Raw genomic sequence first — 14903 nt, forward strand, 5'->3', positions numbered from 1 at the left:
TCACGCTGTCAACTGTCCACTATCAACTGTCAATTGATATTCCCCCATTTCTGGTGCAGAAAATCGCCGATCTCCGCCACGGCCAGGTCGGCGTCGGCGAGGAGGCCGGCGTGGGTCTGGAAGACGTGCCAGCGGCGTGGAAACAACTGATAGCGGCTCGGCGTGTCGGTGGCGCGCAGCCGATCCGCCAGCCGTTCGCTGTCCACTCGCAGCAACTCATCACCGCCGCTCTGAATCAGCAATGGAGGCAGACCATTGAGATCGCCATACAGCGGTGACGCCTGCGGCCGGGCGAGGTCGTCGCCGGCGTAGAGCCGTGCCGCCTGGGCCAGCCAGGGCACGTTCAGCAGGGTTTCACCAATGTCGGAGCGCTGCTCCTGATTCACCGTCAGATCCAGCCACGGTGACAACAGCACACCCGCCGCCGGCGCCGGCAGCGCCGAATCCCGGATCCGTTGCAGCAGCGCCAACGTCAGCCCGCCACCAGCGGCATCGCCCCCCACCGCGATGTGGCTGGCGTCATGGCCTTTGTCCAGCAAGCGTTGATACACCATCAGGGCGTCGTCCAGCGCCGCCGGGCAGGGGTGCTCCGGCGCCAGTCGATAAGCCGGCACCACCACGGTGGCGTTGAGACGGCGCGCCAGATGGGACGTCAGCGACCGGCGCGTGGCGGGCGAGCCGGAGACGTAGCCGCCGCCGTGCAGATACAACAAGACCGGCCCCTGGGGGCGGCCCAATATCTCCGCCGGCACCGAGCCGAAGCGGGCCCGGTGGCGTGGCACCCCACCGGCGACCAGACTGGCGCGGCTGGCGGTGTTCAGCCAGAAGCGCTGCACCCCCAGGCGTATGCCGGGGCGAAAAGCGGGGCGTACTCCGAAGCGCAACAGCCCCCGCAGAGCCATGGCCAGCGCCGCCTGAAAGGGCGTGGCCTGGCCGCCCAACAGTTCACGTCGTAATCCCATCCCGGCCTCCTGGCGGACTGTGGTGAAACAACGTGCCGGCCATGATCAGCGTGCCCGTGGCAAGGTATCGGGCAGGGTGAACTGGCCTTTGCGGTCGAAATGCAGCGGGAAGCCGACACCGGCCACCCGGGCTTTGCCCTTGATCTCATAGTCCAGCGGCTCGTCCAGCCGCTGCAGGCCTTGCAGTTGTTGCAACGTCCCCAGCAGGGTGGTGGTGATGCGGGTGCTGACCAGAGCATCGCCCATGGCCGGCAAGGTGACGCGTTCTCCCGTCAGGCCGCGAGCGAAGCGCTCGCCGTTGAAAAACACTTCATAGTCGAGGCTGTTGAGGGTCAGTTCCCGGTCATTGGGATTGCGTACTCGCAACACCAGATGCCATTGCTGCTCGAATACACTGACTTGTTCCAGTTGTACCGAGGACAACGACACTTCCGGTTTTTCCAGACCGCTCAGGGTCTGGCAGGCGGACAGCAGCAGGGCGAAAATAACAACGGCAAAACGCATTTACAGGCTCCCTGATGAGCAAGCAGCATGAGGACATCAAACACCGATCGGGAGGACGTCACCATGACTTCCTTGGAAATTACCGTGGGAGACATTACCCGACAAGCGGACATGGACGCCATCGTCAACGCCGCCAATCGGGAATTGAAACCCGGAGGTGGCGTGGCCGGCGCCATTCACCGTGCCGCCGGGCCGGAACTGGCCCGGGCCTGCGCGCCCCTGGCGCCGATCCGCCCCGGCGAGGCGGTGATTACCGCAGGGTTTGACCTCCCCAATCGGTATGTGATCCATTGCCTGGGACCGGTTTACCAATTGGATCAGCCGTCCGACCAATTACTGGCCGACTGCTACCGCAATGCCCTGGAGCTGGCGGTTTCCCGCGAGCTGGCTTCGGTGGCGTTCCCGGCGATCTCCACCGGGGTCTTCGGCTATCCGATGGAAGAGGCCGCCCGGGTGGCGCTGCGAACGGTGCGGACGGTGACCGAGCAGCGATCATCGCTGCAACGGGTGCGGTTGGCATTGTTTGATCCGACCGCGGGCGAAGTACACCGGCGGGTGCTGGAGGAACTGGAGGCCGGCTGATTCCGATGGCCGCGTTCGCCGGTGAAGGAGGGAAGGAGGTCAGTCATGACCGGCACATCAATGCGCGCCGGAGACGCCCTGCTGGTGGACCTGTTTCGTTTCATATTCGTGGCGGGTCCTGGCCGGTACACTGCGTGCAGGACAGCCGGGGCACCGCCACCCGGCCACAGCACAGCATGAGGAATCCCGATGACCGCCATTTGGCCGGACCGAGACGCATTGTGTCTGCTCACGGATCTCTATGAACTGACCATGGCGCAGGCTTACTGGCACCAGCAGCGCAACGACGAAGCCATTTTCAGCCTGTTTTTCCGCGTGCTGCCCGAGCAGCGCCAGTATGCCGTGGCCTGCGGTCAGGAGTATGCCGCCCACCTGGTCAGTGAACTGCGCTTTCCCGAGGTGCAAGTGGCCCGCCTGGCGGAATTGAAGCAATTCCAGCCGGAGTTTCTGGACTGGCTGGCCGGTTTTCGCTTTACCGGGGAGATCCGCACGGTGCCGGAGGGCACCCTGGTCTTTCCCCATGAGCCGGTACTGGAAGTGCGCGCGCCGGTGATCCAGGGGCAACTGCTGGAAAGCCTGCTGATGAATTACATCAACCTGGAAACGCTGCTGGCCTCCAAGGCTTCCCGGGTGGTGGACGCCGCCGGCGGACGGCCGGTGATGGATTTCGGCATGCGCCGCATGCATGGCCTGGAAGCGGCCTGGCGTGGTGTGCGCGCCTACCGGGTGGCGGGCATCAGCGGTACCAGCAATGTGCTGGCGTCGCGGGACTTTGATCTGCCGGCCCAGGGCACCATGGCGCACTCTTACATTCAGGCGGTGGGGGATGAACGGCAGGCCTTTCTCGACTACGCGCGGTTGTATCCGGGAACCACGCTGCTGGTGGACACCTACGACACTCTGGCGGCGGTGGACAAAGTGATCGGCCTGGTACGGGACGAGGGCATTGAGGTGGGCGCCATTCGAATCGATTCCGGAGACCTGGGCGCCCTGGCGAAAGCGGCGCGCCAGCGGCTGGATAACGCCGGACTGAGCGGTATACGCGTCGTTGTTAGCGGTGGCCTGGACGAATGGAAGATCGCCAAGCTGGTGGAAGGCGGCGCGCCCATGGACGGTTTCGGGGTGGGCACGGAAATGGGCTCGGTGGCCGACGCGCCGTCCCTGGATTTCGCCTACAAGCTCACCGAATACGGCGGCGAGCCCCGGCTTAAGAACGCGCCGGGCAAGCCGGTCTATCCCGGCGCCAAACAGGTATGGCGCCAACACGACGCGAACGGGATGCTGGCCGGAGATGAGATCCGCGGGCTGGCCGAGCCCGGTGCAGGCGAGCCGCTGTTACGGGCGGTGATCCGTGACGGCCGGCCGGTGTTGCCGTTGCCGGATCCGGATCAGGCCCGGGAGCGGCTGAGCCGGGAGCGGCAATCCTTGCCGGCGGCGCTGCGCGGGCTGACCCCGCAAGCTCCCTATCCGGTGCGTTTCAGCGAGGCTCTGGAAACCCTGCGCCGGGATACTCTGGCGCGGCTGACGAATTGAAACGGCGCTTCACAGCGTGTCGGTCAGCAAAATACCGAGGCTGAAACGGTTCTCGTAGTCGTCGTAGTTGATCAATGAATCCCCATAGCCGGTGAACACCTGCACCAGTCCCTTGAAGCGCTTGTTGATCGGGAAAGAGTAGGAAATTTCGCCGGCGCCTTTATTGTCGGAGCGCAGGTTGTTGCGCACCATCAATTCCAGCACGTGGTTGCCGAACGGCCGCGCCACTTCCAGTTGGAAATGTCCCAGGTATTTTTCGATGTCCGGATTGTCGTCACCGCTGGTTTGCAGCGGATCCTTTTTCTTGTCTTCGGGAATCCGGTACCAGGGCATCATCGAGACGTAGTAGGAACCGATCTGGGAAACATGCCGTACATAAATGCGGTTCCAGCTACGGGACGCGGGCACATCGCGGCCGTTGGATTCATGAATGAAACCAAACGACATCAACTCGGTGCGTACCGGTCCCAGTTTCCAGTCCATCGGTTTGGCCAGAAAGATCTCCGGCGCGTAGTTGATTTCCCGGAACGGACTGGATTGATTGCTGTTGTAGGCCTGCCAGAAAAAGGTGCCGGTGAAGGCCATGTACAGCGTGCTGCCGTCCCAGAAATCGTCGTACAGTGGTGCCTTCAGGGACAGCTGGAATTTGATTTCCTTGGAGTCCAGGTCGTCGTCTTCCCGGTCCGGGTCGTTCCACTGGGGATTCGACCAATAGGAATAGGGCATCAGGTAATTGCGGCGATGGGGCGTGAGGGCAAAGGGGTTGTTCAGGGAAGAGCGTTCCAGGGCCAGCCGGCCGCGCAGAGCATCCTCGTGGGCACTGCGTTGCTGCTGCTGTGGATCGCACCAGCGGCGCAGTTCTTCCAGGGTGACGGAACGGTCACCTTGTTGAACACCACGCAACAAGCATTCATTGCGTTTCGCTTCCGCCTCCCGGGCGGCGGCCTCGGTGGCTTCCGTGCTTTCCTGCGCCAGGGCCAACAGCGGGCCACACAGCAGACAAACCAGCAAAATGCGCTTCATACCCCGTCCTCGTTGGTGGTCATGAACAGACTCTAAAGACCTTTCAATTCCTCGTTGCTCATGGTGCGGGCTTCTTCCTCCAGCATCACCGGGATGCCGTCCCGTATCGGGTAGGCCAGGCCGCTGGCCTTGCATTTCAGCTCGCTGGCCTTCTCATCCAGGATCAGCGGGGCCTTGCTGACCGGGCACACCAGAATGTCGAGCAGATTGGGGTCGATCATCGCCTTCATACCTCATCGTCATGATGGTTCGGGGCCGACTATACCAGCCCTCGGGGTCCCATGCGCGAATTCAAACAGTCGTTTGACTTGTGGGTCACAAATAGAGGTGGGCACTGATGACACCCTCACCTAAGATTGTGGCCCTTCAATGACGGCGGCGCCCTTGGGCGTGCCCGCTCGGAACCCCAGACAGACCGTTTTCAGGGAGACCTGACATGCCTGAGTATAAAGTCCCTTTGCGCGACATGCGCTTCGTTCTCAACGAGGTGCTGGACCTGGATGCCCACTACGCCAAGCTGGGCCTGGAAGAAGTGAACAGCGAACTGCTCAACGCCTTCCTGGAGGAAGGGGCCAAGTTCGCGGAAAACGAACTGGCACCGCTGAACCGTTCCGGTGACGAGGAAGGCTGTCACTTCGAGGACGGCGTGGTCACCACCCCACAGGGCTTCAAGGAAGCCTACGCCAAGTACGTGGAAGGCGGCTGGCCGGCCATGGGCGGTGATCCGGAGTTCGGTGGTCAGGGCCTGCCCGGTTCCGCCAGTATCGCCATCTCCGAAATGACCGGCACCGCCAACTGGTCCTGGAGCATGTACCCGGGCCTGTCCCACGGCGCCGTGGCCACCATCGAGGCCCATGGCACCGACGAGCAGAAGCAGACCTACCTGCCGAAGCTGACCAGCGGTGAATGGACCGGCACCATGTGTCTGACCGAGCCGCACTGCGGTTCCGACCTGGGCATCCTGAAGAGCAAGGCCGAGCCCCAGGCCGATGGCTCCTACAAGATCACCGGCACCAAGATCTTCATCTCCGCTGGCGAACACGACATGGCCGAGAACATCGTCCACATCGTGCTGGCCCGCCTGCCGGAAGCGCCGAAAGGCACCAAGGGCATCTCCCTGTTCATCGTGCCGAAGTTCCTCACCGACGGTAACGGCGGTGTGGGCGAGCGCAACGCGGTGGCCTGCGGCTCCATCGAGCACAAGATGGGCATCAAGGCTTCCGCTACCTGTGTGATGAACTTCGACGGCGCCACCGGTTATCTGATCGGTCCGGAGAACAAAGGCCTGAACTGCATGTTCACCTTTATGAACTTCGCCCGCCTGGGTACCGCCATTCAGGGCGTGGCCCACGCCGAGCTGGGCTTCCAGGGCGGTCTGACCTACGCCAAGGACCGCCTCGCCATGCGCAGCCTGAGCGGCCCGAAAAACCCGGACGGCCCGGCGGACCCGATCATCGTTCATCCGGATGTGCGCCGTATGCTGCTGACCAGCAAGGCGTTCGCCGAAGGCGGCCGTGCTCTGGTTTACCTGTGCGCGCAACTGGGCGACAGCGTGAAACTGGGCAAAACCGAGGAAGAGCGGGAAGAAGCCCACGAACTGATGGCGCTGCTCACCCCGATCGCCAAGGCGTTCGTCACCGAAGCCGGTCTGGAAGCCGCCAACCACGGCGTGCAGATCTACGGTGGTCACGGCTTCATCCGCGAATGGGGCATGGAACAGAACGTGCGTGACGCACGCATCTCCACTCTGTACGAAGGCACCACCGGTATCCAGGCGCTCGACCTGCTGGGCCGTAAAGTGCTGATGAGCCAGGGCAAGGCGCTGCGTAACTTCACCAAGATCGTGCACAAGTTCTGTGAAGCCAACGCCGATAACGCCGATCTGCAGGAGTTCGTCGAGCCGCTGGCCGGTTGCAACCGTGAGTGGGGCGAGCTGACCCAGGCGATTGGCCTGCAGGCCATGCAGAATCCGGAATACGCTGGCGGCGCCTCTGTCGATTACCTGATGTACTCCGGCTATGTGACCCTGGCTTACCTGTGGGCGCTGATGGCCTCCAAGGCCCAGGAACAACTGGCCGCCGGTGCGGGTGACGAGGCGTTCTACAACGCCAAGATCAAGACCGCGCGTTTCTACTTCAAGCGCATCCTGCCGCGCACCGCCGGCCATAAAGGCGCCATCGAAGGCGGCGTGGACAGCATGATGGATCTGGACGCCGAGCACTTCGCGTTCTGATTGTCGGCATGTTCTGTTGAAAAGCCCGCTTCGGCGGGCTTTTTTGTGGCCGGCCGTCCCTGGCGGTCATCCTTCCTTTCTCATCGGGGAGGCCTGGAGCTTCGTGGCTGGGTCTTGCGCGTTCCCCGTACGAAGACAGTGGGCGGTGGCCATGCTGTAATAGCCGCCATGATCAAGATTCTGTTGTGGCGAACACTGGCCTTGCTGACTCTGGCGCTGGGCATGATCGGCGTGGTGGTGCCCGGTCTGCCCACGGTGCCGTTTTTGCTGCTGGCGGCCTGGGCCGGCACGCACGGTTGGCCGCGTCTGGAGCACTGGCTGCTCAATCACCCTCGCTACGGCTTCTCGATCCGGCAGTGGCGTGAACATGGCGCGGTATCCCGTCGCGCCAAGGTCGCGGCGACTCTGATGATGGCGCTGAGCGTACTGCTGATCACGCTGTCGGCGGCGCCTTTGCTGGTGAAAATCAGCGTGCCCGCCTTCCTCTGCGTGACCCTGATCTGGCTGTGGAAACGGCCGGAACCGGGCGGTCACGGATGAATGGGGAGTCACAAATAATCGTTTACCGCACCGGCGTCGTGGCTAAACTGACCGCCTTTCACACGGTCAGCAATCGGGAGACAGACCATGGCGATCTACAAGGCTCCTTTGGAAGACATGCGTTTCGTGCTTAACGACGTGTTTCAGGCGGAACACCTCTGGTCTTCCTTGCCCCCTATCTCCGAAGTGACCCGCGATCTTTCCGATGCCGTGCTTGAAGAGGCCGGCAAGATGGTGGAGAACCTGCTGTTTCCGCTGAACCGTGACGGTGACGAGGAAGGTTGTCACTTCGAGGACGGCGTCGTCACCACACCGAAAGGCTTCAAGGAAGCCTTCAAAACCTATGCCGAAAACGGCTGGAGCGCGTTCTCCGGCAATCCGGAATTTGGCGGCCAGGGTATGCCGAAATCCCTGGCGGTGCTGTTCGAGGAAATGATGCACAGCGCCAACTCCTCCTTCGCGCTGTACCCGGCGCTGACCAACGGCGCCACTCTGTGTCTGGACGCCCACGCCAGCGACGAGTTGAAACAGGCTTACCTGCCCAAGCTGTACAGTGGCGAATGGGCCGGCACCATGTGTCTGACCGAACCGCATTGCGGCACTGACCTGGGCATTCTGCGCACCAAGGCGGTACCCCGGGACGACGGCTCCTATCAGATCAGCGGGACCAAGATTTTCATTACCGGCGGCGAGCACGACATGGTGGATAACATCATCCATCTGGTGCTGGCGAAACTGCCGGACGCCCCGGCCGGTTCCAAGGGCATCTCTCTATTCCTGGTGCCGAAGTTCCTGCCGGACGCCGACCCTGTCAGTGGCAAGGAAGCCGGCGAACGCAACGGCGTCGCCGCCGGCTCCATCGAGCACAAGATGGGCATCAAAGGTTCCGCCACCTGCGTGATGAACTTCGACAGCGCCAAGGGGTGGCTGGTCGGCGAAATCAACCAGGGGCTGGCGTGTATGTTCACCATGATGAACTACGAGCGTCTGTCCATCGGTATCCAGGGACTGGGACTGGGCGAAGCCAGTTATCAGAGCGCGGTGGATTACGCCCGCGAACGTATTCAAGGGCGCGCCGCCACCGGTGCCGCCAATCCGGATGGTGCCGCCGACCCGATCATCGTGCACGGTGACGTACGCCGTATGCTGATGACCATGCGTGCCCTCAATGAAGGCGGCCGCGCCTTGTCCGCTTACGTTGGTATCCAACTGGATCTGGTGAAGTTTTCCGAAGATGAGGAAGTGCGCCGCAAGGCGGCGGATCGCGTGGCGCTGCTGACGCCGGTGGCGAAAGCGTTCTTCACCGATCGCGGTTTCGAAACCACGGTGCTGGGTCAGCAGGTGTTTGGCGGTCACGGTTACATTCGTGAGTGGGGTATGGAGCAGTTCGTGCGCGATTGCCGTATCTCGCAAATCTATGAAGGCACCAACGGCATCCAGGCGCTGGATCTGGCCGGCCGGAAAGTGACTCGCAATGGTGGTCGTTACGTGGAGTCGTTCCTGGCGGAAGTGCGCCACTGGATCGAAGAGAATGGCCAGGAAGCAGGCCTGGACGGCGTGCGCGAGCCGCTGGTCGCGGCGGTGGATCGTCTGCAAATGGCCACCGAGGAATTGCTGCGTCAGGCCGGTGATAATCCGGATGCGGTCAATGCCGGCGCGGTGGAGTATCTGGACCTCTTCGGTTATGTCACCTACGCCTGGCTGTGGGCGATGATGATGGTCAACGCCGCCGGGCGTGACGACGACTTCGGTCGTGCCAAGATGATCACCGGACGGTTCTACTTCGAGCGTCTGCTGCCGCGCAGCGAAGCCCTGGCGCGGCAATTGAAAGCCGGTGCGGAAACCATGATGAGCCTCGACGCGGATTTGTTTTAAGCGGTTAAAGTGGGGAGCCGCCCGGCGGCTTCCCACAGACCGGACTACGAAGCCGCTGTAGGAGCTTGCCTTGCAAGCGAATGGGCAGGCACCAAAAGATTCGCTTTGCAGGGCAAGCTCCTACAGAAGCCTCGTACAGGAGGCCCTATAGCGCCTCTGAAGTCATTCCTCGCCGTCCCGCGCCACCAGAATCCAGCTGAGCACCCCGCCGTTCTGTTCCCGCCACTGATAATCCAGCGCCACGCCGGTGCGCCACTCATCCGATAGAGTAGTGCGCAACACGATGCGATGGTCATCCAGCAGAGCCGCGTCCTGGAAATAAAAGCGTTGGCCGGTAAGCGGATAAAGCGCTTTGAACAACGCCTCCTTCACCGAGAAAGTGAGTGAAACGCGGCGCGCCTGTTGTTCCTGATCCAGGTCCGACAACGCCTCGATCTCCGCTTCCGTCAGCAACTGCTCGCGCAGTTTCAGCGCCCGTTGCGGGGCGATCCACGCTTCCGCGTCCAGGCCGACGCCACGCCAACGCCTCCGATCAGCCACCAATGCCGCCGCTCGGCCCTGAGCGTGGGTGATGGCCCCGCATACCGCCAGTGGCCAGACCGGTGCCCGATCCTCTCCGTAGCCGGGCAGGTCCGGGGCATGAGTGACCGCCTCGATGGCCGCTCTGGCGCAGCATCGCCCCGCCAGATACTCGGCCAGCCGCTTTTCCACCGCGCCCCGCAGGGACGCTGGCAGCGGCACTGCCTGATGTTCGAAATCTTCCAGCCGGGTCCGTTCCGGATAATAGCCGCCGCTGGCCAGACAGAGACCGTCTTGCCAGTGCTCAAGTTGAATAGGATCCAGGCTGGATACGGATTCGGGCATAACACGGCGCTCGCTGACGGGGTCTTTATACTGGCGTCTGCCCGCGATGTCGGCAAGTCGGGCTCAACGCGGCGGACGCTGCGGCTTGACGCCACTTCCCAGCGCGTTCCCCATACGATTGCGCAACGCCGACTGACTGAACTGCCCGGTCTGGTTGGGCGGTAGGCGGGTGACATCGGCGGAGTCCAGCGCCGGGTTATCTCCTTTTGCGCCTTCGGGAATCGACGTCGGCATCATCTTCCGTTGCAGGCAGTCGTAGGGCAGGGCGCGATGGCCGTTCACTTCTACTTCCACACAGGAAGGCTCATCGGCCTCGGACGCGGGCGCTTCCGCCGCGTGTAGCGCCGGCGCCATCAGTACCAGCCATCCCATGCTTATCCAGTGCTTCATGTCGTTTCCGTTTTCTATCGATGAATGTGCCCGCTGCCAGGAGAATGAAAACGCGGCGGTTTTTCAGTGAATTTTTCATGACGGGCCGTTCCGCTCCCCACCGTTCCTCTCTATCGCCGCTCTGGCGCCGCCTGGGCGCCGATCAGAGGCCCCCGGTCAGCTTCTTTTTTGCTGTAGCAATGCGGTCTTTCCGTGAATTTTTGGTGACAACGGTTCGGTTCTGACGGACTCCCGCCATCTAGAGAGTGTTAACTGGATCACCGTCTTTGCCGCGGTGTGTTTCGGGGTTGTGGTTCGTGGTTACCAGAGTTTCCCACGGTGATGCTGGCCACCGATCTATGTATGTGTTTGCAGAGTCGAGTCAATGCGTGACGCCAACAGAATGAGCGGAATGTCCTGGTTTATGGGGGGAATGTTTGTGGCAGCCATGACTTTGACATCGTCACTTCATGCTCAACAAGGCGCTACCGGCCATGAGGGACGGACGGAGGCGCCGGTGGCGGCACCGAGAACGGTGACCATCAACGAATATATTGTGCGCGGTAACACGGTTCTGGAGGTGCGTGACATTGAGAAAGCGGTGTACCCCTTTCTCGGTCCGGAACGAAGCCTGGAAGACATCCAGAGCGCGCAAAAGGCTCTGCAAAAGGTTTATCAGGACAAAGGATATCAATCCGTTTACGTGGAGCTGCCGGAGCAGCGGGTCAACGGCGGCGTGGTCTATCTGCAGGTGGTCGAGGTTACCGTGGGCCGGGTGCGCGTGGTGGGCGCCGAGCATCACTCTCCGCTGAAGATCCGCGAGGAAGTGCCGGCACTGCGGGAAGGCGTGGTGCCCAATTTCGAACTGGTGCAGGACGATCTGACCAAGGTGAACCGCACTGGCAAGCGGCAGGTGATGCCGGTGGTCAAGGAAGGCGCCATTCCCGGCACCATGGATGTGGATCTGGCCGTCGAGGATCAGACGCCCTGGAACGGCAGCCTGACCTTGAACAACGATTACAGCGCCGACACGGAAAAGCTGCGCACCGTCGCCACCCTCGGTCATTCCAACCTGTGGCAACGGGGGCACAGCATGTCGCTGACCCTGTTCACCGCGCCGGAGGATACCGATAACGCCGAGGTCTGGTCGTTGAGCTACGGCATGCCGCTGTCCGAGCGCTGGTCCCTGCGCTTCTCCGGTTATACCTCCGACAGTGACGTCAATACCGTGGGCGGCACCAGCGTATTGGGGCAAGGACAGTCCTACGGCGTTGCCGCCACCTACAGCATTCCGTTCGACGGCACCTGGGGACATTCCTTCTCCCTCGGCGTTGATTTCAAGGACTTCGATGAGTCGCTGGAATTCGGCGGCGAAGAGGACACCATCCCGCTGAAATACGCGCCTTTTACCTTTGGCTATAACGGCTACTACTACACCGAAAAGAACCAGGGCTCGATCAATCTGACCCTGGTTACCGCTACCAATGAATTCCCCAGCAACAGCAGCGGCTGGGAAGAGTTCGATTACAAACGGTACCGGGCCAAACCGGATTTCGCCGTGATCAAGGCCGAGGCCAGCAACGAGAGGCTGCTGGGCGAGTGGGGGCTGGCGACAAAACTGAGCGCGCAAATGGCGTCCGGCTCGCTGGTGTCCAACGAGCAGTTCGCGGTGGGAGGTTCCGGCACGGTTCGGGGTTATCTGTCCGCGGAGCAATCCGCCGACGACGGTGTGCTGGCCAGTATTGAACTGCGCACCCCCTCCATCGCCGAGTGGCTGGGGTCCCCCTGGAGTCTGCTGCGCGCCCATGTCTTCGGTGAAGGCGCGCATCTGACACTGCAAAACCCGTTGCCGGAACAGGACGATGAATTCGACCTGGCCAGTGTCGGTGTTGGTCTGCGGGCGGAGATTGGTGCCTGGTTGAGCGGACGGCTGGATCTGGGGTACCCGCTTACCGACGCGGAAAACACGGAAAAACATGACCCCAGAGTGCATTTCAGTATTACCGCCAGTTTCTGAACAGAACCAAGGGCGTCCCCAAGGGCGACCAAACAGCTTGTTTTTCGGAGTGTCTGATCATGCAACAACGCCTGCTGATTTTTCTCATATCCTGCCTGGGTGCGCTGTTGCCCACCCTGGCCCATGCCTGGTGGCAAGACGACTGGAGTTACCGCAAGCAAATCACCATCGATACCTCGCCCCAGGGCGCGGCCATCGATCAGCGGGTCGGCCGGGTACCGCTGCTGGTACGTCTGCATACCGGTAATTTCAGTTTTCAGGACGTCCAGGAAAACGGCTCGGACCTGCGCTTTGTCGCCGCGGACGATCAGACCGTTCTCAATCATCAGATTGAAAGTTTCGACGCGCTGTTGGGCGTGGCCTACATCTGGGTGGACGTGCCGGCGCTGGAAGCCGGGTCCAGCCAGGATGTCTGGATGTATTACGGCAACCCCGACGCACCGGCCACCAGCAACGGTCAGGCGGTGTTCGACGCGGATTACACCCTGGTCTATCACTTTGACCAGGCGCCCGGCGCACCGGCCCGTGATGCCACCGCCTACGGCAACAACTCCAGTAACACCGTGCCGCAAAGTGTCACCGGGGTGATCGGCCAGGCAGCCGCCTTCGCCGGTGGCGAACCGCTGATGGTGGACGCCGCGCCGGCCCTGGCGACGCCCGCCGCCGGTCAGTTCTCCTTCAGCGCCTGGGTGCGTGCCGATCAGAGTGCCAACGAACAGCTGATTTATGCCCGCCGTGACTCCGGCAACTCGCTGCTGATCGGAATCAATGCTGGCCAGCCTTTCGTTGAGGTCAATGGCCAGAGGACGGCGCCGGCGCAACCACTGGCATCCGGTCAGTGGCAGCACCTGGCGGTGACCGCCGATGGGCAGCAAGTGGCGTTGTACGTGAATGGCCGCCAGATCAGCAGCTTGCCGGTGGCACTGCCGCCGCTGGCCACCGCCATCGCCTTGGGGGGCGATATTCCGGGTTACACGCCCGCCGCGCCGGTTGCGGAAGAGACCGCGAGTGAAGGGGAGGACGTCGCCACTACTGTCGCCACTTCCACGCCGGCAGCGACGCCATCCCGCCACTTCAATGGCGCTATGGATGAAGTGCGGATTTCCAAACAGGCCCGGTCAGCGCCGTTGCTGATGGCGGATTACCAGGCCCAGGGTTCCGAGTCGCGGCTGGTGGTGTTCGGCGTCGACGAAGAGCAGTCCGGATTCGGTTTTGGCGCTCTCGGCTTTTTGCTGAGCGCGGTGCCCATCGACGCCTGGGTCATCATCGGGGTCCTGGTGATCATGATGATCCAGACCTGGTTCGTCATGTTCCGCAAGTTCCGTTATACCCGCCGGGTGGACGAAGCCAACGGCCGTTTCCGTGGCGAGTTCGCTCAGGTCGGCACGCAACTGGAAAAAATGGCGGACAGCCCGGAGCTGGAACAGGAACTGGAACACTCATCGCTATGGCAGCTGTACCAAGTGGCGGTGCATGAGCTGCGTTTGCGCCGTGCCCAGGGCGCCGATACTTCCAGTATTTCCTCGGAAACGCTGGAAGCGATCCGCGCTTCTATGGACGCCGTTCGCACCCAGCAGAATCGCGAGCTGAGTTCCCGTCTCGGTGTTCTCTCCAACGCCATCGCCGGCGGCCCCTACATCGGCCTGCTGGGTACGGTGATGGGCATCATGGTGGTGTTTCTCGGCACCGCCATGGCCGGGGACGTGAACATCAACGCGGTGGCACCGGGTATGGCCGCAGCCCTGCTGGCTACCGCCATGGGGTTGTTCGTGGCGATCCCGGCCCTGTTTGCCTACAACCGCATCAACGGCCGTAACCGCGATATCAGTTCCGACATGCGCGTCTTCCTGGACGAATTCGTCACCCGCCTGGCGGAGATTCATGGCGCCGGGCAGCGGTCGCCGCAGCCGGCGCAGGCCGGTCATGCCGCGCGCCATGGCATCTCTCAAAGTCCGGTGGTGTAAGGAGAACAACGATGGCTTCGGTAAGAACGTCGATGGACGACGATGAAATGGACGGGCCGGTGGACGGCATCAATATCACGCCGCTGGTGGATGTGCTCATGGTGGTGCTGGTGATGTTCATCCTCACCGCCACGGCGCAGATCGCCGGCATCAAGGTGGATCTGCCCAAGGCCAGCTCCTCGGTGTCGCTGTCCGAATCCAAGACCAAGGCCATTTCGGTGAACAACGACGGGCAGGTGTTTCTCGATGCCTACCCGGTGACGCTCGCTGAACTGGAGGATCGGTTGCGTACCGAGAAAGCCATGAACCCCGGCTTTCCGGTGATCGTGCGCGGGGACGCCGCGGTGCAATACCAGAAAGTGGTGCAAGTGCTGGATGTGCTGCGGCGCCTGGATCTCAACCAGGTCGGTCTGGTGACCGGCAAGCCGCCGCAGTGA

The 14903-nt window shown here is 62.2% G+C and carries 14 protein-coding genes; 8 read left to right on the forward strand and 6 right to left on the reverse strand.

Annotated features, from left to right (window positions below):
* Positions 1 to 29: 29 nt before the first annotated feature.
* Together B5T_RS04510 and B5T_RS04515 are read right to left on the reverse strand one after the other, a co-directional pair.
* On the reverse strand, positions 30 to 962 hold the full coding sequence (locus tag B5T_RS04510; RefSeq protein WP_014993282.1) for an alpha/beta hydrolase: 933 nt from the start codon (positions 960 to 962) through the stop codon (positions 30 to 32).
* Positions 963 to 1007: 45 nt separating this feature from the next.
* Complete coding sequence (locus tag B5T_RS04515) at positions 1008 to 1466, reverse strand: LEA type 2 family protein (RefSeq protein ID WP_014993283.1); 459 nt, start codon at positions 1464 to 1466, stop codon at positions 1008 to 1010.
* 63 nt (positions 1467 to 1529) lie between these two features.
* On the opposite strand from B5T_RS04515, the gene B5T_RS04520 reads away from it, so the two are divergent.
* Entirely contained in the window at positions 1530 to 2048 is a 519-nt protein-coding gene (locus B5T_RS04520; protein ID WP_014993284.1) for a macro domain-containing protein, read from the forward strand.
* Positions 2049 to 2237: 189 nt separating this feature from the next.
* Positions 2238 to 3581, forward strand: coding sequence for a nicotinate phosphoribosyltransferase (locus B5T_RS04525; RefSeq protein WP_014993285.1), 1344 nt, complete (start codon positions 2238 to 2240; stop codon positions 3579 to 3581).
* Positions 3582 to 3590: 9 nt separating this feature from the next.
* Here the strand turns inward: B5T_RS04525 and B5T_RS04530 are convergent, their stop codons facing one another.
* Positions 3591 to 4604, reverse strand: coding sequence for a phospholipase A (locus tag B5T_RS04530; RefSeq protein ID WP_014993286.1), 1014 nt, complete (start codon positions 4602 to 4604; stop codon positions 3591 to 3593).
* A gap of 32 nt (positions 4605 to 4636) precedes the next feature.
* Complete coding sequence (locus B5T_RS04535) at positions 4637 to 4825, reverse strand: Trm112 family protein (protein ID WP_041717317.1); 189 nt, start codon at positions 4823 to 4825, stop codon at positions 4637 to 4639.
* Between the two features lie 215 nt (positions 4826 to 5040).
* Between B5T_RS04535 and B5T_RS04540 the strand changes: the two genes are divergently transcribed.
* From B5T_RS04540 to B5T_RS04550, 3 genes are all read left to right on the forward strand, one after another.
* A complete protein-coding gene (locus B5T_RS04540) occupies positions 5041 to 6837 on the forward strand; it encodes an acyl-CoA dehydrogenase C-terminal domain-containing protein (RefSeq protein WP_014993288.1) in 1797 nt (598 codons plus the stop codon).
* Positions 6838 to 7005: 168 nt separating this feature from the next.
* Entirely contained in the window at positions 7006 to 7377 is a 372-nt protein-coding gene (locus tag B5T_RS04545; protein WP_014993289.1) for a YbaN family protein, read from the forward strand.
* Between the two features lie 87 nt (positions 7378 to 7464).
* Positions 7465 to 9252, forward strand: a complete 1788-nt coding sequence (locus B5T_RS04550; protein ID WP_014993290.1) for an acyl-CoA dehydrogenase C-terminal domain-containing protein — start codon at positions 7465 to 7467, stop codon at positions 9250 to 9252.
* A gap of 162 nt (positions 9253 to 9414) precedes the next feature.
* Here the strand turns inward: B5T_RS04550 and B5T_RS04555 are convergent, their stop codons facing one another.
* Together B5T_RS04555 and B5T_RS04560 are read right to left on the reverse strand one after the other, a co-directional pair.
* Complete coding sequence (locus B5T_RS04555) at positions 9415 to 10116, reverse strand: 4'-phosphopantetheinyl transferase family protein (protein WP_014993291.1); 702 nt, start codon at positions 10114 to 10116, stop codon at positions 9415 to 9417.
* A 63-nt stretch (positions 10117 to 10179) separates the two neighbouring features.
* Positions 10180 to 10506 (reverse strand): hypothetical protein, encoded by a 327-nt coding sequence (locus tag B5T_RS04560; RefSeq protein WP_041716856.1) that lies wholly within the window; start codon positions 10504 to 10506, stop codon positions 10180 to 10182.
* Positions 10507 to 11002: 496 nt separating this feature from the next.
* On the opposite strand from B5T_RS04560, the gene B5T_RS04565 reads away from it, so the two are divergent.
* The 3 genes from B5T_RS04565 to B5T_RS04575 are packed head-to-tail and all read left to right on the forward strand — an operon-like array spanning position 11003 to position 14903.
* Positions 11003 to 12502, forward strand: coding sequence for a ShlB/FhaC/HecB family hemolysin secretion/activation protein (locus B5T_RS04565; RefSeq protein ID WP_014993293.1), 1500 nt, complete (start codon positions 11003 to 11005; stop codon positions 12500 to 12502).
* 59 nt (positions 12503 to 12561) lie between these two features.
* Positions 12562 to 14466 (forward strand): DUF2341 domain-containing protein, encoded by a 1905-nt coding sequence (locus tag B5T_RS04570; protein ID WP_014993294.1) that lies wholly within the window; start codon positions 12562 to 12564, stop codon positions 14464 to 14466.
* An 11-nt stretch (positions 14467 to 14477) separates the two neighbouring features.
* Positions 14478 to 14903 carry an ExbD/TolR family protein gene (locus B5T_RS04575; RefSeq protein ID WP_014993295.1) on the forward strand — a complete coding sequence of 142 codons (426 nt, stop codon included), beginning with the start codon at positions 14478 to 14480 and terminating at the stop codon, positions 14901 to 14903.

This window comes from Alloalcanivorax dieselolei B5, from assembly GCF_000300005.1.
Classification (GTDB): Bacteria; Pseudomonadota; Gammaproteobacteria; order Pseudomonadales; family Alcanivoracaceae; genus Alloalcanivorax; species Alloalcanivorax dieselolei.